General features: G+C 48.1%; 15 protein-coding genes and 2 pseudogenes. 16 read left to right on the top strand and 1 reads right to left on the bottom strand.

All coding sequences use genetic code 11. From position 1 onward, the window contains the following. Nucleotides 1-195: 195 nt before the first annotated feature. The 4 genes from BZG13_RS13960 (at nucleotide 196) to BZG13_RS13940 (ending at nucleotide 8203) form a co-directional block, all read left to right on the top strand. On the top strand, nucleotides 196-3759 hold the full coding sequence (locus BZG13_RS13960) for an AAA domain-containing protein (RefSeq protein WP_077487053.1): 3564 nt from the start codon (nucleotides 196-198) through the stop codon (nucleotides 3757-3759). Between the two features lie 220 nt (nucleotides 3760-3979). Further along, the gene (locus BZG13_RS13955) at nucleotides 3980-5107 is read left to right on the top strand and encodes an LPS O-antigen chain length determinant protein WzzB (RefSeq protein WP_131825404.1); all 1128 of its coding nucleotides are present in this window, start codon (nucleotides 3980-3982) and stop codon (nucleotides 5105-5107) included. Nucleotides 5108-5368: 261 nt separating this feature from the next. Then, the gene (locus tag BZG13_RS13950; RefSeq protein ID WP_077487051.1) at nucleotides 5369-6535 is read left to right on the top strand and encodes a nucleotide sugar dehydrogenase; all 1167 of its coding nucleotides are present in this window, start codon (nucleotides 5369-5371) and stop codon (nucleotides 6533-6535) included. A gap of 735 nt (nucleotides 6536-7270) precedes the next feature. Beyond that, entirely contained in the window at nucleotides 7271-8203 is a 933-nt protein-coding gene (locus BZG13_RS13940; protein ID WP_077487049.1) for an alpha/beta hydrolase, read from the top strand. 63 nt (nucleotides 8204-8266) lie between these two features. On the opposite strand, the gene BZG13_RS13935 is transcribed toward BZG13_RS13940, so the two are convergent. After that, a protein-coding gene (locus BZG13_RS13935; RefSeq protein WP_108743903.1) for an IS3 family transposase occupies nucleotides 8267-9834 on the bottom strand; the annotation gives its coding sequence in 2 pieces (ribosomal slippage) (nucleotides 8267-9381 and nucleotides 9381-9834; 1569 coding nt in all). 242 nt (nucleotides 9835-10076) lie between these two features. Between BZG13_RS13935 and BZG13_RS13930 the strand changes: the two genes are divergently transcribed. The 12 genes and pseudogenes from BZG13_RS13930 (at nucleotide 10077) to BZG13_RS13875 (ending at nucleotide 20477) form a co-directional block, all read left to right on the top strand. Next, nucleotides 10077-11420, top strand: coding sequence for an MBL fold metallo-hydrolase RNA specificity domain-containing protein (locus BZG13_RS13930; RefSeq protein WP_077487048.1), 1344 nt, complete (start codon nucleotides 10077-10079; stop codon nucleotides 11418-11420). Nucleotides 11421-11758: 338 nt separating this feature from the next. Further along, nucleotides 11759-12673, top strand: a complete 915-nt coding sequence (gene cysD, locus BZG13_RS13925) for a sulfate adenylyltransferase subunit CysD (RefSeq protein ID WP_077487047.1) — start codon at nucleotides 11759-11761, stop codon at nucleotides 12671-12673. 12 nt (nucleotides 12674-12685) lie between these two features. Continuing rightward, the gene (locus tag BZG13_RS13920; RefSeq protein WP_077487046.1) at nucleotides 12686-14407 is read left to right on the top strand and encodes an SLC13 family permease; all 1722 of its coding nucleotides are present in this window, start codon (nucleotides 12686-12688) and stop codon (nucleotides 14405-14407) included. A gap of 5 nt (nucleotides 14408-14412) precedes the next feature. Further along, nucleotides 14413-15045, top strand: a complete 633-nt coding sequence (gene cysC, locus BZG13_RS13915; protein ID WP_077487045.1) for an adenylyl-sulfate kinase — start codon at nucleotides 14413-14415, stop codon at nucleotides 15043-15045. Between the two features lie 3 nt (nucleotides 15046-15048). Continuing rightward, nucleotides 15049-16017 carry an acetyltransferase gene (locus BZG13_RS13910; RefSeq protein WP_077487044.1) on the top strand — a complete coding sequence of 323 codons (969 nt, stop codon included), beginning with the start codon at nucleotides 15049-15051 and terminating at the stop codon, nucleotides 16015-16017. A gap of 3 nt (nucleotides 16018-16020) precedes the next feature. Beyond that, the gene (cysN, locus tag BZG13_RS13905; protein WP_077487043.1) at nucleotides 16021-17433 is read left to right on the top strand and encodes a sulfate adenylyltransferase subunit CysN; all 1413 of its coding nucleotides are present in this window, start codon (nucleotides 16021-16023) and stop codon (nucleotides 17431-17433) included. After that, nucleotides 17381-17680, top strand: a complete 300-nt coding sequence (locus BZG13_RS15685; protein WP_108743902.1) for an oligosaccharide flippase family protein — start codon at nucleotides 17381-17383, stop codon at nucleotides 17678-17680. Before cysN ends, BZG13_RS15685 begins: the two co-directional genes overlap by 53 nt. A 142-nt stretch (nucleotides 17681-17822) precedes the next feature. Next, nucleotides 17823-18194: pseudogene (locus tag BZG13_RS15535) on the top strand (ISAs1 family transposase). Between the two features lie 46 nt (nucleotides 18195-18240). Next, complete coding sequence (locus BZG13_RS15385; RefSeq protein ID WP_198935531.1) at nucleotides 18241-18417, top strand: hypothetical protein; 177 nt, start codon at nucleotides 18241-18243, stop codon at nucleotides 18415-18417. Beyond that, nucleotides 18414-19151 (top strand): class I SAM-dependent methyltransferase, encoded by a 738-nt coding sequence (locus tag BZG13_RS13885; RefSeq protein ID WP_077487039.1) that lies wholly within the window; start codon nucleotides 18414-18416, stop codon nucleotides 19149-19151. Before BZG13_RS15385 ends, BZG13_RS13885 begins: the two co-directional genes overlap by 4 nt. 35 nt (nucleotides 19152-19186) lie before the next feature. Then, nucleotides 19187-19372: pseudogene (locus tag BZG13_RS13880) on the top strand (ISAs1 family transposase); the annotation flags it as partial. Nucleotides 19373-19727: 355 nt separating this feature from the next. Further along, on the top strand, nucleotides 19728-20477 hold the full coding sequence (locus BZG13_RS13875; protein ID WP_077487038.1) for a hypothetical protein: 750 nt from the start codon (nucleotides 19728-19730) through the stop codon (nucleotides 20475-20477). The last annotated feature ends 98 nt before the right edge of the window (nucleotides 20478-20575 follow it).

Genomic DNA, 20575 nt, shown 5'->3' with positions numbered 1-20575 from the left:
ATTAAAATGAGGTTAGAGTGCTTATGAGTAATATTTTATTCATAAAGTGTACAGCGTGTGTGAAGATGTCGCTTACCAAACAATTACCTTCAAAAAACCATTCCCACCCTCACAGCAATTGCCTAAGTTGCTTTTATCCCTTATCTAAAAACGCTAACCTAGTCGCAGTTAAATTTGAGATATAAGCAATAAAGCATGGAATGGATGAAGTGGGCCGCGTATTGGCGCAACTGTTTAGCGGATGCTGACAGCACCAAGGGTGTTTTTAAACGTAAGGAGTTGGCACAAAAGCGTAACATCTCCTTGTCCTCATTAAGAGAAGGCCGTCTTAAAGCAGAAGAAAATGATGCTGAACTATTCAAAGACGAAAAGGCGGAGACCGTTGCAGTTAAAGCCCATATATGGACGTTTGCGTTTAGCAAACAGAACAAAATAGAGCACGGCAAACAAAAAACAAGTTACTTGCCGGATCATATTGCGCCGATCATTTGTCCTGTATGGATAACGCGATCGGGCCGGCTTTATCCCGTGTCTGCTCCTTTTGTTACGCGCGACACCCTTGCTCCTCAGCATCAAGACGTGATTACCGTATCAACCGTTGAGCAGGTCGACCACTTTCTATCTAACGCATCTGTAAAATGTTTAACCGATTCTGACGTCGCGGAAATTGAGCGTACAGATCCCGAACAGCATACGTCGGTATGGAATCAGGCCTATCACACGGCGCGCGAATTATACGCCTCAGTCTGCCAAGCTTACCTAGACSAAAGGGGCTTTAAAGACTTGTATGAAGTGTCCCGCGACGGTGCTTATCTAGAAAAAATTGAAACATCAGGCAGCGCGTTTCACATTATCAATGCGTATGACTTGATGCGTGAAAACAAGCCGACGTTGCCGTTACTCAACACCTATGCAACTTACACATGCAGTAGCAGACAGTCATGCCAAGACTACACCACGTCGATAAGCACGAGGATTGCGCATTCCGGTGAGGCGTTTCCCTTAGCCGATGCTCAGCGTGATGCCCTGACCAGCACCCTAGATATTGAATCAGCAAATATGCTGGCTATTAATGGTCCGCCTGGGACTGGAAAAACCACCTTTGTGCTCTCGACCGTGGCTTCACTGTGGGCTAAAGCGGCGCTAGAAGAAAGTGAGCCGCCTATTATTGTCGCGGCTTCCACCAACAACCAAGCGGTTACTAATATTATCGAGGCATTTGGTAAAGATTTCGGTGAAGGCGAGGGCGCCATGTCAGGGCGGTGGCTTCCCGATGTAAAAAGCTATGGTGGCTACCTACCAGCCAAATCAAAACAAAAAGAAGCGGATCAGTTCTATCAAACCGATGCGTTTTATAATGGCCTAGAAAATCGGGATACACTTTACAAAGCCACACATTATTTTATCGATAAAGCGCGCCATGCCTTTCCTAACGTGACCTTAAGTGATGAGCCTAAAAAGGCGCTAAAGGAAATTAAACAGCAATTGCATGAGCAGCTGCAAATAGCGATAAGCCAGCTGAAACAGGTTCAGCATGACTGGCATGGCTACGACAAGCAGCGGCAATTTTATGACCAGCAATTAGGTAGCGATCCGGCAGCAGTAATAGCAGCCCATGAAGCAGAATTAGCCGACCATCAAAGTGCCTACCAGACACTAAAGAACAGCCTTAATCAATGGCGTTATTTTGTATCAAAAGAATCCCTGGTTGAGTCGACCCTCGCTTTTTTACCCGCAGTAAAAAGAAAGCGTCAAGCAAGCCATGCGCACTTTATTGACACCCAGCTTTGCGACGTTGCACGAGCATTGTATCGAAAACAGGATGATACTGAGTTTGAAGCTGCCCTTCAGCTAGCACTCGCCGAGCAGAAAAAACAGCGAGACGCGAAAAAGTACCATCTTGATACGCTATATGACTGTCAGCAGCAATACCTGAGTCATCAGCAACAGTGGGTTGACACCTGTCATACGTTGTTTGAAACATATAGTGCTCAGTCTCCGTGTGACGAAAATCAAATACCCGATATTGATACGATCGATAAATGGCTAGATACCCATATCCGTTTTTTAATTTTCCGCCTAACTGTCCATTATTGGGAAGTGAGATGGTTATTAGCCTGTTATGCACTAGGGCAAAACCTAGATAGCCAAGCGCAAAAAAATGGCGAAAAGGCCTGCTTGTCTCGTTGGCGTCGGCGCATGATGCTGACGCCATGCATTGTCTCGACTTTTCACGCCCTACCATCTCACATGACGATAAAACGTCACAGCGCTGGGGACTTTATTACCGACTACTTGTTCAACAGTATTGATTGGTTGATCGTTGATGAGGCTGGGCAGGTCTCTCCTGAAGTAGCGGGAGCCAGCATGGCCTTTGCTAAACGGGCGCTAGTGATAGGGGACACACAACAAATCCAACCAGTACGTTCGCTCTCTTCCGTGGTTGATCAAGGCAATCTATTTAATGCTGGCTTAACCGAGCTTGCGAATGATTATGAAGAAACCGAAGAAATAGCACGCCTAGTCACTCATGGCAGTGTCATGCATGTGGCGCAGCAAGCGAGTCATGTGCACTATCACCCTGATGCAGAGCCTGGGATGTTACTGCGAGAGCACCGACGTTGCTACGACGATATCATCGAATACTGTAATCGACTCTGTTACAACGGCTTACTCTTACCCAAGCGAGGGCCTGCCGAATACACAGACGATCAAAATAACAATGGTTTTCCAGCATTGGGCTATGCCCATGTCGATGGTGCCGCGACCCGGCATGCGGGAAGCACCTCGAACCGTGTTGAAGCAATAGCGATTGCCAATTGGCTTCGTGATAACCGCGAGCAAATAGAAGCGCAATTTGGTACGCCATTAGAACAGGCTGTCGGAGTTGTCACCCCTTTTAAAGCGCAGGTCAACGCCATAAAAGAAGCCTGCCAAGACAACGGTATTCCCTGTGATGGAGACGAAAAAATGACAGTGGGCACCGTGCATTCGTTGCAAGGCGCAGAAAGGAAACTGGTGATTTTCTCTCATGTGTACAGTCGCCATCAAGATGGACAGTTTATAGATACGGATGCCACCATGCTTAACGTGGCGGTGTCACGCGCGAAAGACAGCTTTATTGTTTTTGCTGATATGCAAACACTCACTCACGCCCGCTTAGGGTCGCCACGCCAAGTGCTGGCCGATATGTTGCTATGGCGTGATAATAATGCGCTGGTGGTCGAGCCAGTTGAAAGGCCTGATTTATTGCGCTTCAGCGATAAACCCAAAACCCTAAGGAATGCGCAAGAACATGATCATTTCGTCCACACCCTGCTAGAACATGCCGAATCGCGGATTGATATTGTATCGCCTTGGCTGCAAGCGAGAACGCTCCAGGAAACTGGGTTAGATAACGCGATGCAAAAGGCGGTTCAGCGTGGCGTGAAGGTCACGATTTATACCGACAGGCACTTTAATACCACACATAACAACCGCCACGATCCACAAAAGCAGCAACAACTCGACCAGTGTATCGAACGGCTACAGACTCTCGATATTGACGTTCATATCGTCGATGGGGTGCACAGCAAAATAGTAATGGCCGATGACAGCCACATGGCGGTTGGATCATATAATTGGCTCAGTGCTGCCAGGCAAGGACGGTACTGCAACCTGGAAACATCGCTGTATTACTCGGGGCCGTTGCAAAAAGAGTGTCAAGCCAACCTAAACATATTGGTGCCAGAATCGACAGACAACCCCATGCCTGCGTGACGAAATGTTGYGCAAATCCCAAACAAAGAAGCGCGATTTGAAGCAAAATGGGGCAAAATAACTGCCGCGCGCTTTTGCAACCCGAGTGCAAACGCTATGATACGCGCCATCTAAATGTTCGTGGATAGTAAGCTCGGCATCATTGCTTGACGGCGAGACTGCTAATGCCAAGGGCCAACGAATAGCTAACAGCCAAAAAAGAAACAATAGGGACAACAAAGTGAGCGATAAACAGCAACCCGCACAGCCTCAGTATGTGGCGCCTCCATATTTTCAACAGCCCCACGATGATGAAATTGACCTCAGAGAGCTCTTTGCGGCCTTGTGGCAGGGTAAGTTCACCATTATTGCTTGCACTGTGGTTTTTGCGTTAGCGGCGGTCGCTTATGCGCTCATGGCACAAGAGTGGTGGTCGAGCAAAGCAGAAGTTACCATACCTAATGTCACTAACGTGGCAGCGTTCCAGCAGCAGGTAAACCAATACCAACCTATTTTTAAGTCTATGAGTGAGACTGAAAACAAAGAGGTAGTACAAAACAAACAACTGACGGATTTAGCTGATAGAGAGCGTATCTTTCAACGCTTTATCTCATTGTTTAACGCTACGCAAACGAAGCTCGCTTTTTTTAATCACAACGAAGAATTCCAGCGTATCAAAGCGAGTTTCGATGCTGAAGATGCAACGATGGAAGAGAATGATCTTGCTGGACGTCGCTTTTATCAAAACTGGTTAGAGCGGTTTAACATAGAGAGAGACAAACAAACGGAAACGGTTGTTTTGTCTGCTCAATCGATAACACCTGACAGCAGCTATACGTTGCTTACAGACTATCTTGAATTTGTAAACCAAAAACTAAACGCTCAACTGAACCAAGACTTAGCAGCTGTGACTCGGATTGAGACACAAGCTTTACAGCAGCAAAAGAAGAGCTTGAACGCACAAGCGAAAACGGCATTAAAGCAAGAAATTGAACGCACCCAGCACGCACTTACCATTGCCAAAGCGGCGAATGTGAATGCCCCCTTGCAATCACTGGGCGAGCAAGATCTCTTCCCCATCCAAATGGGTGCCAGCGCGATCGAAGCGAAACTCAATGTATTAAAAAGCCTCAAGGATCCAAGTGTGCTTGAGCCACAGCTAAGCCCACTGATGGCTAAGTTAGATACCTTGAATACGATAGAGCGCAGTGATGTGCAAGTACAACCCTATAGTGTGCTAGAAAACCCAGCCACGCCCCTTAGCCGCGACAAGCCCAAACGCGCGTTAATTGCGGTATTAGGCACCTTACTCGGCGGCATGCTCGGCGTTGCCATTGTATTAGTCCGCTTCGCCTTCAAGCGAGATTAAGTTGGGCAAGTAAAGCAGGTCCTAGGGCCTAGGAGCCTAGGCCCTAGGAGCTCAGTATTCCATAATCAGTATTCGTGAATGGGAATACCGACTACGGAGTATGGAAAGAGACGAGACGCTTCGCTTCTAGAAGCTAGAGACTAGAAAGAGCTCAGAGCGGGCCCTAGGATGTTTTCTAGCCTCTAGCCTCTAGCCTCTAGCCTCTAGTCTCTCGCCTTCCCACGTGATACCATTTTTCCAGACATTACTTAAGGAAAACCAATGAAAATTGCCGTTGCTGGAACAGGTTACGTCGGCCTGTCGAACGCCATGCTACTGGCGCAACACAATGAAGTGGTCGCACTCGACATTGTGGAAGAAAAGGTCAACTTTCTTAACAACCAACAATCCCCGATTGTCGATGCCGAAATAGAACAGTTTTTAGCAGAAAAACCACTGAACTTTACTGCTACCCTAGACAAAGAGCAGGCCTACCAAGGCGCTAACTTTGTGGTGATTGCCACCCCCACCGATTACGACCCCGAAACCAACTACTTTAATACCAGCTCGGTCGAATCGGTGATTAAAGATGTGATGGCGATTAACCCCAATGCGGTGATGGTGATCAAATCGACGGTACCAGTGGGTTACACGGAAAAAATCAAGCAACAAATGGGTTGCGAAAACATTCTCTTCTCACCCGAATTTTTGCGCGAAGGCAAAGCGCTTTACGATAACTTGTACCCGTCACGGATCATTGTTGGTGAGCAATCCGAGCGCGCGCGCCAGTTCGCCACGCTGTTACAACAAGGCGCGGCCAAATCGGGTATCTCGGTCTTGTTTACCCACTCCACTGAAGCTGAAGCGGTGAAACTCTTCTCCAACACCTACTTGGCGATGCGGGTCGCGTATTTTAACGAGCTGGACAGCTACGCCGAATCCCACGGTTTAGACGCGCGCCAGATCATTGAAGGGGTAGGGTTAGACCCTCGCATTGGCGATCACTACAACAACCCCTCCTTTGGCTACGGCGGTTACTGCCTGCCAAAAGACACCCGTCAACTATTGGCCAATTACCAAGACGTGCCCAATAACATCATTCAAGCCATCGTTGACGCCAACACCACTCGCAAAGACTTTATTGCCAACGCCATTATCAACCGCGAACCCAAAGTGGTAGGTATATATCGCCTGGTGATGAAGTCTGGTTCAGATAACTTCCGCGCTTCGGCCATCCAAGGGATCATGAAACGGATTAAAGCCAAAGGCATTGACGTGGTGGTATACGAGCCAGTGCTTGAAGAAGACACCTTCTTTAACTCAGACGTGATCAAAGACTTGGATACCTTCAAACAACGCGCCGACGTGATCGTTGCCAACCGCATGGTAGACGAGATCCGCGATGTAGAAAGCAAAGTCTACACCCGCGATTTGTTTGGCGCGGATTAATTGTCGGCACCACAAACGATACGTCAATGGTGCCATTGGCGTAGGTGACACAAGCCCCGGTAAGATGTCAACTATGATGCACTATGCTGCCTGGGCGCCTGTCACGATCGGCGCCAATATTAACACCGGCGCCAAATTTAACATCGGGGTTAACCTTTGGCTTTGATGTCCGATGGCGCCGTGCAACGGGCGCGCGGCCGGCTTGGGTATTCATGATTGATATTGTGCTGGCGCTTATGCCGACCTACCCGTACTTTAACGTCGGTGGTGCCATTGGCGATGATGACACAAGGCGTTAATATTTAATGTCGATGATCCCATTGGCGTAGGTGACACAAGCCCCGGCACGATGATGGGTATGTGCACATTGCCAAGGGGCGCCTGTCACGATCGGCGCCCAATTTAACATCGAGGTTAATTTTTGGCTTTGATGTCCGATGGCGCCGAGCAACGGGCGCGCGGCGGAAATCACACCAAGCTTGTACGATCGAGAAGGCGCTTATACCGACCTACGCGATATTCAAGATTTTTGAATACAGAACGCTTCGCTGACGGAATACGGAAAGAGACGAGACGCTTAGCTTCTAGCCTCTAGCCTCTAGTCTCTAGTCTCTAGTCTCTAGTCTCTAGCCCCTCTTTCCGCCCACTCCCTCGCAAAACTCCCCAAACACCATACAACTCAACCACCTACCTCGCTTATCCTTCCCCGCACATTCATAACCGGTGGATGATGCCATGTTATTTATTACCAGCCGTATTCCTGAGCAAGGGCCGACCAGTGAGGCCGGCCGTTGGTTAAGCTTTGATAACCAAAATACCGATATCTCAAAGTGGGTGTATTTTTGCCAGCGCGCCGGGCAGGGCGAATACCAAGAGATCACCGCGGCGCCGTTTATGGCCAAACTGAAAGCCTTACCCGCGCATACCCAGGTACTGTTTTTGCTCCATGGCTACAACAACCAAATGGAGCGCAACATCTTTCCAATGGCGCAGACCTTACAACACCAGTTTGATCGCCTCTCCCCYAACGCAATGCTGGTGGTGCCGATTATCTGGCCCTGTGACGACGATGGCCGGCTCGGTGCTATCGATGACTATTGGGACGATCAACTCGCCGCCACCGCGTCAGGCTTGGCGTTTAGCCGCTTAGTGGCGATGTTTGATGACTGGCGCCGCGCCCCCGAGCAACAAACCACCCCGTGCAAACGCCGCATGAATGTGCTTGCTCACTCCATGGGTAATCGCACTTTAATCAGCACCTTTTGCCATTGGCACCAACACGCCGGGCTCGACACCATGCCGCAATGGTTTCGGCATATCTTTATGATGGCCGCCGATGTCGATAACCAAGCCCTAGAGCCGCACCAGCCGGGCAGGGCAGTACTGGATGCCGCCAAACAAGTGCATATTTACTATGCCGCCGATGATATCGCCATGGCCGCCTCAAAAGTGGTCAACGTACGCCACCGCACCGTCACCCGGCGTTTAGGCATGACCGGCCCCGAAAACCTCGACGCACTTCCTGCGAACAAAGTGACGATAACCGACTGCGACGCCTTTAACGACCACTTCGACCCAAATTGGGGCCATACTTATTTTCTTACCGACGACAACGGCCACCCAAGCCCGTTGATAGAACAGATGATGGATAAGATGATAAAAGACTAGAGACTAGAGACTAGAGACTAGAGACTAGCGGTAGATTTCAAGGTAGTTGACCAGATTTTCTAATTAAGCGGCACTTTTGTGACCGCCTCGTTGATTGTCTTCTGAGCTGCTTGGATTGAGTGTTACTGAACTAACAGGTGTCCAGTCACGCGTTTCTTTAGCCCAACGCTCAGGATGCTTGGCTTTTGCCTGCTGATAGACGGCATGCCGTTTCGCTAACACCTGAGTATCTTGGTTGCGGTGTCTTTGCGCTGGCGTGACGAATTTAATCGCGCTATGACGATGCTCATTGTTGTACCAGTTGACGAAGTTCAACATCCATTCACGCGCTGCGCCCAGTCCCTCAAAGCCATGTACCGGGTAGTTAGGGCGGTACTTGGCTGTGCGGAACAATGATTCCGAGTACGCATTATCGTTACTGACTCCTGGGCGATTGAAGGAGGTACGGATACCCATCTCATCCAACTTGGCGCGTAAGGTCAGTGATTTCATCGGTGCGCCATTGTCAGCGTGTAGATAACGCGGCTTTACCAAGCAACCTTCACTGAGCGTCGCGCGTTCAATGAGTTGAGACGCAAGCGTACCGCATTCACGGTCATGAACTTCCCAACCGACGATTTTCCGACTGTAAATATCGATGATCATATAAAGGTACCAATACAGGCCACGTACATTCGAAGGTAAATAGCTGATATCCCACGTCCAGATCTCATTCGGCTGACTGGCCTGATGAGACGTCGGCTCTGTCGCTGGCTGTGGCGGCTTGGCTTTACCTCGATGGTGAAGTTGGTCATTCGCTTTCAGCACGCGATAGATCGTGGATTCACTGGCGATATATTCGCCTTGATCAGCCAGTCGTGGAACGATTTGGCTCGGAGGTAAACTGGCGTAGTCAGCGTCATTGCAGACACGCAGAATATGCTGACGCTCTTGCTCAGACAACTTGTTTTTCGGCTCCGCTTGAATAGCAAGCGAGCGTAGATCTGGCAGCACCTGTCCTTGTGATGAACGCCAACGTCGCAACGTGCGTTGTGGTATCTGCATAAGCTCAGCCGCCTTGTACTGAGGGGCGCCATTCGCGACAGCTTCATCAAAAAGCTGTAGCAGCGTCTGGCGCCTATCGAGAGAGGTTAGTCCTCCTCGTTGTCGCTCTCGTACAAGACATTGAGCTTTTTTGATAGCACCAGTAACGCTGTCGTTTCGGCAAGGGCTTTATCTTTGCGGCGTAGCTCTGTTTCTAGGCCACGGATACGCTTTTTCTCGGCTTTACGCGCTGCTTGCTCAGCCTTTTTGGATTGTTCAGCTTGGCCTGCTCCGCTGATACAAGCGCGTTTCCATGCTTTGACTTGCTCGGGGAACAAGCCTCGCTCGCGGCAATATTGACTCAGCTCGGCTTCTGACAGACTGGCTGTTTCCATGACGATGGCGAACTTGGCTTCAGCTGACCACTGCTCGGTGTTTTTTTGATGACCTGGCACGGGTTTACCTTCGGAACGGAGTTTACTGCGCCAATTGTACAACGTTGCCTCGCTGATGTGTTCTTCGGCTGCAATTTCCGAGATAGTTTTATTATTCGGCGGCAACAGTTTCTTGAGGATGGCGGCTTTTCTTTCTTCGGAATATCTCGGCATAGTGTCCTCCGTTACCCCTCCATTGCTGGATTTTTGGGCGATTCAATATCTGGACAACTATCCTGACACCGGGGGCTAGAGACTAGAGACTAGAGACTAGAGACTAGAGACTAGAGACTATTTTATGAGCCGCTTTAAGCTTTTCCTAGTCTCTAGTTTCTCGAAGCGAAGCGTCTAGTCTCTTTCCGTATTCCGTAATCTTTCCCTAGGACCCTAGGATCTCTCCCAACAAGGACGCAACCATGCCCAACACCTCAATAAACAATGAAACCCTCACCGTCACTCACCACGGTGGCTATCAAACCGTGACTGGCTCTTGCCATCAAGTGGATATAAAACTCAGTGGCTTACGCTTGCTGGTTGACTGCGGCCAATACCAAGGCGATGAAGCGCGGAAGGCGAGGGTGAGCTTAAATGGCAAACGCATTGACGCGCTGATCCTCACTCATGCTCATATCGATCACTGTGGTTTGCTGCCATGGCTACTTGCCGCGGGCTTTAACGGCCCCATTTATTGCACCGAGGCCACCGCTGCCTTGGTGCCGCTACTAATTGACGACACCTTAAAGTTGCAACTCAACATGAATTACGGTGATCGTCAGCGGGTACTTGAGCGCATTTGCCAGTTAACCGTGACCCTACCTTACAACAGCTGGCACCGTTTAAAGCCCAAGCAAAAAGGGCAGCCGGCGACCTATTTGCGCTTGCAACCGGCCGGGCATATTTTGGGTTCGGCCTATGTCGAATTAAAACTACCTGACCAACAACGCGTAGTGTTCTCAGGTGATTTAGGCCCCAGCAATACGCCACTGCTGCCGGACCCAACACCGCCAACCCGTGCCGATATTTTGTTTTTAGAATCTACCTACGGCGATAAAACCCATGAGTCCGTCGCCACCCGCGCCCAGCGGCTCGAGGCGATTATTCAACGCTCACTAGATGACGGCGGCGCAATATTAATCCCAGCGTTCAGTGTCGGCCGCACCCAAGAGCTGTTGTTTGATATTGAGCAGCTTATCCACCAAAAGCAGCTTGATGAGGCGCTCCCTATTATTCTTGACTCGCCCATGGCGCAAAAAGTCACGCGCCATTATCGCCAGTTTAAAAAGCTATGGAGCAAAGAGGCCAAAACCAAGCTTAATCAACACCGTCATCCGTTAGCCTTTGAGCAGTGCATTACCATTGATGAACACAGCCAACACATGGCGCTGGTGAACCGCCTCAAACAAAGCGGCGAACCGGCCATTGTGGTCGCCGCTTCCGGCATGTGCCAAGGCGGACGGATTATGAATTATCTTGCCGCCTTGCTGGAAGACAAACGCACCGATGTGATTTTTGCTGGCTACCAAGCCCAACACACCCTTGGCCGCGATATCCAGCAAGGCAACAAACAAGTGTGGATAGACAACTCGCCAGTCACCGTCAACGCCCAAAGCCACACCATCTCCGGTTACTCCGCCCACGCCGATCAAAACGACCTGGTCAAATTCGTGCAAGGCATCCAACCGCCGCCAAAACAAATCCACTTGATTCACGGCGAACCGGACAGCCAACGGGAACTAACCGCGCTTCTCGGTAATCCTTAAGTACCCCGATGCTGCCTTTCCTAGTCTCTAGTCTCTAGTCTCTAGTCTCTAGTTTCTAGTTTCTAGAAGCGAAGCGTCTTGTCTCTTTCCGTATTCCGCCTAAAAATCCATCACACAGTCTGCGTAATGTCGACTTTTTGGCACTAAGCCTTTTGCCTACAAAAATTAGCAAGTAAACTCATAGCCCATTAAAATTTACCGGCTGTGCGTCGTGTGCGGCCAGATACAATCTAGCTATGCGCACAGGGGGAGCGACACCTCATGGCGGTAGCGTGGGCAAAAACTGTATAAAAATTGTTCATTGGGACAATGGCATCACATAGGGTTAAGGAAACACCATGTCTGTATCACCAGAAAAAATGACGCATCTTAAACAGCTTGAAGCCGAGGCTATTCATATCATGCGTGAAGTGGCGGCGGAGTTTGATAACCCTGTGATGCTGTATTCCGTGGGCAAGGACTCTTCCGTGATGCTGCACTTGGCAAAAAAAGCCTTTGCGCCGGGTATACCCCCGTTTCCGTTGATGCATGTTGATACCACTTGGAAATTCCAAGAGATGTATCAGTTTCGCGATAAAATGGCTGAGCAAGCGGGCATGAAGTTGATTGTGCACCAAAACCCAGAAGGACTGGCGATGAATATCAGCCCGTTCACACATGGCAGTTCAGTGCACACCGATATTATGAAAACCCAAGGGTTAAAGCAGGCGTTAGATAAATACGGTTTTGATGCGGCGTTTGGTGGCGCTCGCCGTGATGAAGAAAAGTCACGCGCCAAAGAGCGTGTGTATTCGTTCCGCGACGAGCATCACCGCTGGGACCCAAAAAATCAGCGTCCCGAGCTTTGGCATATTTATAATGGCAAAGTGAAAAAGGGCGAGAGCATCCGAGTCTTCCCGCTGTCAAACTGGACGGAACTTGATATCTGGCAATATATCTACCTGGAAAACATCGAGATCCCAGGTTTGTATTTGTCCAAGCCGCGCCCTGTCGTAGAACGCGACGGTACCTTGATTATGGTCGATGATGAGCGGATGCCACTTGAAAAGGGTGAAGCGCCGGAGCACAAAATGGTACGGTTTAGAACACTAGGTTGCTACCCATTAACAGGTGCCGTGGAATCAGAAGCGACCACCTTGACCGAAGTGATTCAAGAAATGCTGCTTACTACCACGTCTGAGCGTCAAGGGCGGACGATTGATCATGATAGCGCCGGCTCGATGGAGAAAAAGAAGCGCGAAGGCTATTTCTAGAGAGTTCGGTTAATGTTTTTCACAGCCACCGTGTTGGTGGGGCTGATTGCGGCGTTGGTGGCCACCAAGCAACGTGCGAGCCATGTTTTTGTCGCCGCAACTATCGTGTTGTTAGTCGGGGGTGAGCTAGATACCCAAACAGTACTGAGCCATGTCACCAACTCGGGCATTGTCACCCTGGTTTTATTGTTACTAGCGGCAATCGTATTAGAACGCACCGCGTTGCTAAGTTTTTTGGCAAAACACATTGCTCATAGCAAGTATTTGCCGAACTTACTAAAAATGGGCGCGTTAAGCGCGATTGCCTCGTCCATGCTTAATAATACAGCTGTAGTGGCCACCATGATGCGGGCGGTGATGAAGTCGCAACTGCATGCTCCGCAGCGTTTACTGATCCCGCTGTCGTATTTTTCCATTTTAGGTGGCACCTTAACCTTGATAGGCACCAGTACTAACTTGGTGGTTAGCGGCTTAGTCGCTGCGCAAGGTGGCCCGAGCATCGCGGTGTTTGACTTTCTACCGATTGGCGCGGCACTTGTTGTGGGCTGTGGTGCTGTCGTGGTCGTAGTGAGTCGGTGGTTGCCACAACACACCACCGCCGAGTCACTCGAGAGCCAATATTTTATTGAGGCCGCTGTGGCGCCCAGCAGCCCGCTGGTTGGTAAAACCGTGATCAAAAACGGCTTGCGTGCACTTGATGGCTTGTTTCTCGCCGAAATTGTGCGGGGAGATACTCTCATCTCACCGGTTAAACCCGACGATGTTATCCAAGCCAACGATAAATTGCTATTCAGTGGTGATGTACGCCGAGTGCATCAAATTACCGCGTTGCCGGGGTTACACACCTTTAACAAGGGCGACTTGCCCGCTACAAATTTGCGGGAAGTCTTGGTCAGCCCAGAGTCAATATTAATCGGTAAAACACTTAAACAAGTGGGCTTTCGCGCCCGGTTTGATGCGGCAGTGATTGGCTTATCACGAGAAGGGAAAACCGTCAGTGGTAAATTGGGTAATAACCCGATCCAAAGTGGCGACAAACTAATGCTGGCAGTCGGGCCAGACTTTGAGCGGCGACAGAATATCAGCCGCAACTTCTTTTTGTTGTCAGACTACAAAACGTTTCAGCCGCTTTCTGTGGTGCAAAACACAGCCGCCATCGCGGGTTTTCTCGCGGCAATTGCGGCAGGTGCGTTGGGCATCATAAGCCTGATAGAAAGCCTGACGTTATACCTGGTGCTGATGGTAGGGAGCAAGGTTGCCGATAGCAGTCAGTTACGTCGACGCTTTCCGTTTGAGCTATTAACGATTTTAGTTTGTGCCTTATCGCTGGCTTCTGCGGTGCAAAGCAGTGGTTTAGCTACGTCGGTCACCCAGGTCTTTTTAGCTCAGATAAATGGGCTACCCACAGTATACGTGCTATTTGGCTTAATACTGTTAACGGTACTGCTCACCGAGACCATGACCAACACCGCCGCGGCCGCTTTGATGGTGCCTATTGCGCTCAGTATTGCCGATGGGTTGCAACTGAATGCCATGCCTTGGGTGATGGCGGTTGCGTATGGCGCGAGTGCGTGTTTTATCAGCCCATTTGGTTATCAAACCAACTTAATGGTAATGAGCGCGGGAGAGTATCGACCCGCCGACTTTATCCGTGTGGGTTGGCCGGTTACGCTTGTGTATATCGCGATCGTAACCGTATTAATTCCGATTGTCTTTCCTTTTCATTCTGTGTGAGTGCTATGACAACAACGTCGACGTCAGCTACCAATATAACCTGGCATAACAGCAGTGTGACCGCACAAGCGCGGGCGAAACAAAAACAACAAACCCCTGTGGTGCTGTGGTTTACCGGGCTCAGTGGTTCGGGAAAATCTACTATTGCCAATGCCGTTGAGCATCAATTATTGACCACTGGCGCGCACAGCTATCTGCTGGATGGCGACAACATGCGCCATGGCCTCAACCAGGACTTAGGTTTTAGCGCTGCAGACCGAGAAGAAAACATCCGTCGTATTGGCGAAGTGGCTAACTTATTTATAGATGCCGGGGTGATTGTACTCACCGCTTTTATCTCGCCGTTTCGGGCCGATAGAGAAAAAGTGCGCGCTCGTATTGGCGATGCTGCTTTTATTGAAGTATTTGTCGATACGCCGCTTGCGGTGTGTGAGGCCCGCGATCCGAAAGGCTTGTATAAAAAAGCACGTGCAGGAGACATTCCTGACTTTACCGGTATTGATTCGGCGTATGAGCCACCCGCCGCGCCTGAGATACATTTGCATACCGACCAAGCCGATATTGAAACCTGTGCCAAGCAGGTGGTGAGCTACCTCGACACTCACGGATTTATTCGAGCACCGCAGGGAGCCAATTAAGTCATGCATTACGATGTGTTTAATGGTGATGCCGACGGCATTCTCGCGTTGTTGCAGTTGCGAAAAGCGGCACCCCTGGCTAGCACGCTCGTCACGGGCGTTAAACGCGATATTCAACTGCTTGATCAGGTCGCGCAACAAACTGATGTCTCGAGTGTCTGTGTGCTTGATATTTCGATGGATAAGAACAAAACTGCCCTTGAAACGTTAATTAAGCGTGATATCCCCGTTTTCTATTGCGATCACCATCGTACCGGCGAAGTGCCGGTCGCTGATAACTTCACCGCCTTAATCAATACCGATGCCAACACCTGCACCAGTTTGTTAATTAACCAGCACCTTGGTGAGCGCTATGTGGGTTGGGCGATAGCAGCGGCGTATGGCGATAATATGGTTGCTGCAGCCGATGCCTTATGTGAGAAACACGGTATCGCGGCCGACCAACAAGCGTTTTTAAACGAGCTGGGCGTGTTGATTAATTACAACGGGTATGGCGCCAGCGTCGATGATTTACACTTTGCGCCCGCAGATTTATATCACGCGTTAATGGCCTATGACTCACCGTTTGCGTTACAAGCCGACCACACGTCGCCGTATTATCGACTACAAGGCGGGTACGCTGAGGATATGGCCAAGGCGCAGGCATTGGCACCCGAGCACACATCGACAGAAAGCACCATTTACTGTTTACCGAATGCGGCGTGGGCGAGACGCATCAGTGGCGTGTTCGGCAATCAATTGGCCAACCAAGCGCCTGATAAAGCGCATGCGGTATTAACACTTAACCCGAACGAACAAGATTACACCGTCAGCGTGCGGGCGCCGTTCAATCAGCGCCATGGTGCCGATGAGGTTTGTGGGCAATTCCCCACCGGTGGCGGCCGCAAAGCCGCTGCTGGGATAAATCAGTTACCCAAATCAGAGTTAACCCCTTTCATCGACACGCTGAATCAGTATTACAGGAAGCAATAACCCATGTCACACTCTTCAGATTTAATCGCCAAAGATATTGAAGCTTATTTGCAGGTGCATGAAAACAAGGATTTACTGCGATTTTTAACCTGCGGCAGCGTCGATGATGGTAAATCCACCCTGATTGGCCGGTTGCTGTATGACAGCAAGCTCATTTATGAAGATCAGATGGCGGCGATTGAAAAAGACTCGCAAAAGTTCAATACCACCGATGAAGCGTTTGACTTAGCTTTGTTAGTTGATGGCTTGCAATCGGAGCGAGAGCAGGGCATTACCATTGATGTCGCCTATCGCTACTTTTCGACCGACAAGCGCAAGTTCATCATTGCTGATACCCCAGGGCACGAGCAATACACCCGTAACATGGTCACAGGCGCGTCGACATGTGAACTGGCGATTGTAATGGTCGATGCCCGCCATGGCATTCAAACCCAGACTCGACGCCACAGTTATATTTGTAGCTTACTGGGTATCAAGCACATCATTGTCGCGGTGAATAAAATGGACTTGGTGGATTACGACCAAGCCGTGTATCAGCAAATTAAAGCCGATTACCGTGACATGGCGAAGCACTTTGCCATTGATGACATTCGCTTTGTTCCCATTTCCGCCTTGAAAGGCGACAACGTGGTGACGCCAAGCGAGCAAATGGACTGGTATCCCGGCGCCACCTTGATGAAGCTGCTGGAGACAGTCAAAGTCGCGCAAGACAAAGATACCGAGCATATGCGCTTTCCGGTGCAATATGTTAACCGCCCAAACCTTAACTTCCGTGGTTACTGTGGTACCTTAACCTCAGGCACTGTGCGTGTTGGCGACAATGTGACCGTGTTGCCATCCGGCAAACAATCAGTGGTTGCCTCGATTTATACCTACGACGGTGAGTTAGACTGTGCTTACCCTGACAACGCCATTACCTTAACGCTTGAGGATGAGATAGATATCTCACGCGGCGATATGTTGGTGCACACCGGCCACGAACCTACCGTGACTAACCAGTTTAGCGCGCATGTAGTGTGGATGGATGAAGCGCCATTGCGCACACATAAAGACTTATGGGTGAAATTTGCTACCCACATCGCCACAGGCAAAGTCACTGACATTCAGCACAAAATTGACGTGAATACCCTAGAAACTCATGCCCCGAATAGCGAAAGCCTCGCGTTAAACGAAATCGGCCTTGCCGACTTTACACTCACCGAGAGCACACCGTTAGACAGCTATCAGTTTTTACCCAAAACTGGTGCCTTTGTACTAATTGATCGCCACAGCAATCTCACCGTAGGCGCTGGCATGGTAAAAAGCCTCAATGAAAATGGTGAGCAGAACACTAGAATTTATACTGAGGCAGAAAAAGCCTTGAATGCTTATATTAGAGAGCACTATCCGGAGTGGGGGTGCGTTTCTGTTGATTAAGAAAATAGCCGGCCTCACTGCACATTTCCGCGGTGCTAGCATTAAAGCACAAATGTTACGTGGTGTCGGAGGGAGCGCTATAGTCAAGGCCATTAATATGGTCTTAGCTTTAGGGATTGGTATTATTTTAGCCAGACTACTTGGCCCGAAAGAGTATGGCCAATATAGCTTTATATTGTCCGTAATTATGATAATTAGTTTACCTACCCGCGCAGGCAGGGCAGCCGCACGAGTAGATTATTTGTAAACGGAAATCGTACTCTTTGTTACCTCGCTAAGAGTTGAGCTGAATAAGCCCAGGTTTATGCGGTTAATAAACAAACAGAGATAAAAGAAAAGCCGCTTAAAACAACCATCTCGCGGTTAATGGTTTGTGAGAATTTACATTAATTCAGCTCATGCGCTCGCCCTGGATGGGCATCATGGTGAGTGTTAGGCAAGAAGGTAAACACGCCGACGAATCAGATATTTCCGTCCGCTATTATATAAGCTCAAAAGCACTGACAGCGAAAGAGTTACATGATGCCACTCGCTCGCACTGGTTAATTGAATCAATGCACTGGCAACTCGATATCGGATTAAAAGAAGACACATGCCGAATTAGGGTAGATGACCGAGCTGAATTTTTTGCATGAATAAGGAAAATGGTTTTGAATTTATTAAAGCAAGAGAAGAGTTTCAAAGCGAGCATTCAACGCAAGCGAATGATGTGCGTGATGGACCAAGAGTACTTAGCGACCGTGCTGGGAAGCCTTTCATGACGCGGATGCTCATGCGTTTTCAATGCATGACCAACGGAGATATGCGATGACATCTTATGACGAGTTGAAACCAGAAATGGTAACAATACAGCCGCACATGGTTGAGGCTAAGAAGAACGAACATGCTAATGCGTTTAAAAAAGTAAAGCGTCTTTCGAAAGAATTTGGCTTTACTGCTGGCATGCTTAAGGGTGCGCTAGCTAAAAGGCGTGGTGAAAAATGAAAAAAATAATTAAGAAGTTGCCATTCATTAGAAGCTGGATCCGAAAACTAGATAACCTGAACGAAAGAACTGACTGGGTAAGCCAACAATTGAAAAATATACCCAAAGGCTCTGTGCTGCTTGATGCTGGATGTGGAAGCCAACAATTTCGAAAGTTCTGTAATCATCTTGACTATAAGGGACAAGACTTCGGACAGTATGTATCTGACGAAAAGCAAATGATTGGTAGTGAAAATGGAGGATTAGGGAGTGAAGGTGGCTACAGATACGGCGAACTAGACTACGTCGGAGATATTTGGCACATAAAAGAAGTTGACAAAACTTTTGATGCAATTTTGTGCACTGAAGTATTCGAACATATCCCATTTCCGAACGAAACAGTAAAAGAGTTTTCAAGGTTATTAAAGCCCGGAGGTACTTTAATACTTACTGCACCAAGTGCTTGTTTAAGACACATGGATCCATACTTCTTTTATAGTGGTTTTAGTGATAGGTGGTATGAGAAATTTTTAGCAGATTATGATTTTGAAATTCAGGAAATTTCTCCAGTCGGCGATTATTACTCGTGGTTAGGTGTTGAAATGGCAAGGACTGGATATTCAAATAGTATTATCGCTAAGATTATGTTGTTTCCTGCCTTTATATATTTCTTCAGTAAGAAGAAAACAAAGGTATCTACAGATACTTTATGTATGGGATACCACGTCCTTGCGAAAAAACGTAAAGAGAACTAAACTCACCATACTCAACTCTGAGGGATCCTCAGGGCGTGGGTTGTCAGCGAAAAATCGCACAGAAAATCATTAATAAAAATGCCGATTATTTGCCCGCTGTTAAAGGAAACCAAGGTAAGTTAGACAAAGCGTTTGATAATTATTACCGGCCTTCAATGCTTCAAAACTTTGATGGTGATAGCTACTCATCACAAGAGAAATCGCATGGACGTTTAGAAACACCCGTCATTCCGCACCTAATTATCTAATAAATTACGTGACGCCCATCACGTATCGAGTGGTTAGGTCATTTAATGTTAGCTATACAAGTTGGTTTCTGATATCAATATTCGGTTAAACTATATCTCACTACTATCAGGAGGTTAAACGTGACTCGTCATCAAAAATCACATTCCTTTCTGCTAGTGCCTCAAAGTCAGCATGATTTCGCAATTGTCGCGAACGTGTCGGCATCTTCGGCGAAATAAATTCTAAAAATAGCTGCGGAATCTCGGTTTTAAAAGGGATGGGCGAAAATCGACTGTCTCGAAATGAATAAAAAGTGTCTCATATAAACTTATCAAATAAGGAAAGATAATGATAACTTACAATAGAAATCTAAGAGAAATTATTTTTAGACTTAAAAATATAGTTAATTATTTCACATACTACGAGGAAGATGAAATTTGCTTCCTACATATACCTAAAACCGCGGGAACATATTTTGCCCAACTGGAGTCTAGCAAAATCAAAGGTGTTCGCTATTTGGGACATACTAATATTGAAGGTGACAAGAAGATAGACTTCATAGAAGGTTATCCTAAGACTAGAATTCCAAGAAGAAATATCAAAGGTAAAATAATCGCGATAGCAAGGAGTCCGGAGAATTGGTTACAATCCTATTATGGACATGCAACAGGTCTAGAAAAAAGATATGAGGATAAAAACCATCTTGACTATAAGTTTAAAGGAAGAATCGATGACTTAATCATTGATATCATGTCTCGAGATGATAAATGGCCCAATAAGCATGGAAATTATTCTAAGTATCTAGATAGTGATGGAAATTTTTTACCGGATATTCTCCTTTTCCAAGAGTGTCTAGATGAAGGTATGAAAGTACTAGAGGACATGGGCCTAATACCCAAAATAAAAAGAAGTGTTCAAAGGAAGTCCAGTAAAACCGAATACCTGAGTCCGGCATCCCGTCAACTTATTAAAAAGAACTGGAAATTAGATTATGATATTTTTAAATACGAAGATAACGTCAGTCCTTATTATGAAAGTACTAGAGGACATGGGCCTAATACCCAAAATAAAAAGAAGTGTTCAAAGGAAGTCCAGTAAAACCGAATACCTGAGTCCGGCATCCCGTCAACTTATTAAAAAGAACTGGAAATTAGATTATGATATTTTTAAATACGAAGATAACGTCAGTCCTTATT

This window comes from Salinivibrio sp. ML323 (genome assembly GCF_001995745.1).
Taxonomy (GTDB): domain Bacteria; phylum Pseudomonadota; class Gammaproteobacteria; order Enterobacterales; family Vibrionaceae; genus Salinivibrio; species Salinivibrio kushneri.
Note: the sequence above shows the minus strand (reverse complement) of the source record. Positions and strands in the feature narration are given on the sequence as shown.

Bases quoted from the DNA above. Each gene is read 5' to 3' on its own strand.
- BZG13_RS13885 (WP_077487039.1), top strand. From the start codon at position 18,414: ATGAAAAAAATAATTAAGAAGTTGCCATTCATTAGAAGCTGGATCCGA.
- BZG13_RS13930 (WP_077487048.1), top strand. From the start codon at position 10,077: ATGCCCAACACCTCAATAAACAATGAAACCCTCACCGTCACTCACCAC.
- BZG13_RS15385 (WP_198935531.1), top strand. From the start codon at position 18,241: ATGACATCTTATGACGAGTTGAAACCAGAAATGGTAACAATACAGCCG.
- BZG13_RS15685 (WP_108743902.1), top strand. From the start codon at position 17,381: ATGCTTATATTAGAGAGCACTATCCGGAGTGGGGGTGCGTTTCTGTTG.
- cysC (WP_077487045.1), top strand. From the start codon at position 14,413: ATGACAACAACGTCGACGTCAGCTACCAATATAACCTGGCATAACAGC.
- BZG13_RS13875 (WP_077487038.1), top strand. From the start codon at position 19,728: ATGATAACTTACAATAGAAATCTAAGAGAAATTATTTTTAGACTTAAA.
- cysN (WP_077487043.1), top strand. From the start codon at position 16,021: ATGTCACACTCTTCAGATTTAATCGCCAAAGATATTGAAGCTTATTTG.
- BZG13_RS13910 (WP_077487044.1), top strand. From the start codon at position 15,049: ATGCATTACGATGTGTTTAATGGTGATGCCGACGGCATTCTCGCGTTG.
- BZG13_RS13920 (WP_077487046.1), top strand. From the start codon at position 12,686: ATGTTTTTCACAGCCACCGTGTTGGTGGGGCTGATTGCGGCGTTGGTG.
- cysD (WP_077487047.1), top strand. From the start codon at position 11,759: ATGTCTGTATCACCAGAAAAAATGACGCATCTTAAACAGCTTGAAGCC.
- BZG13_RS13950 (WP_077487051.1), top strand. From the start codon at position 5,369: ATGAAAATTGCCGTTGCTGGAACAGGTTACGTCGGCCTGTCGAACGCC.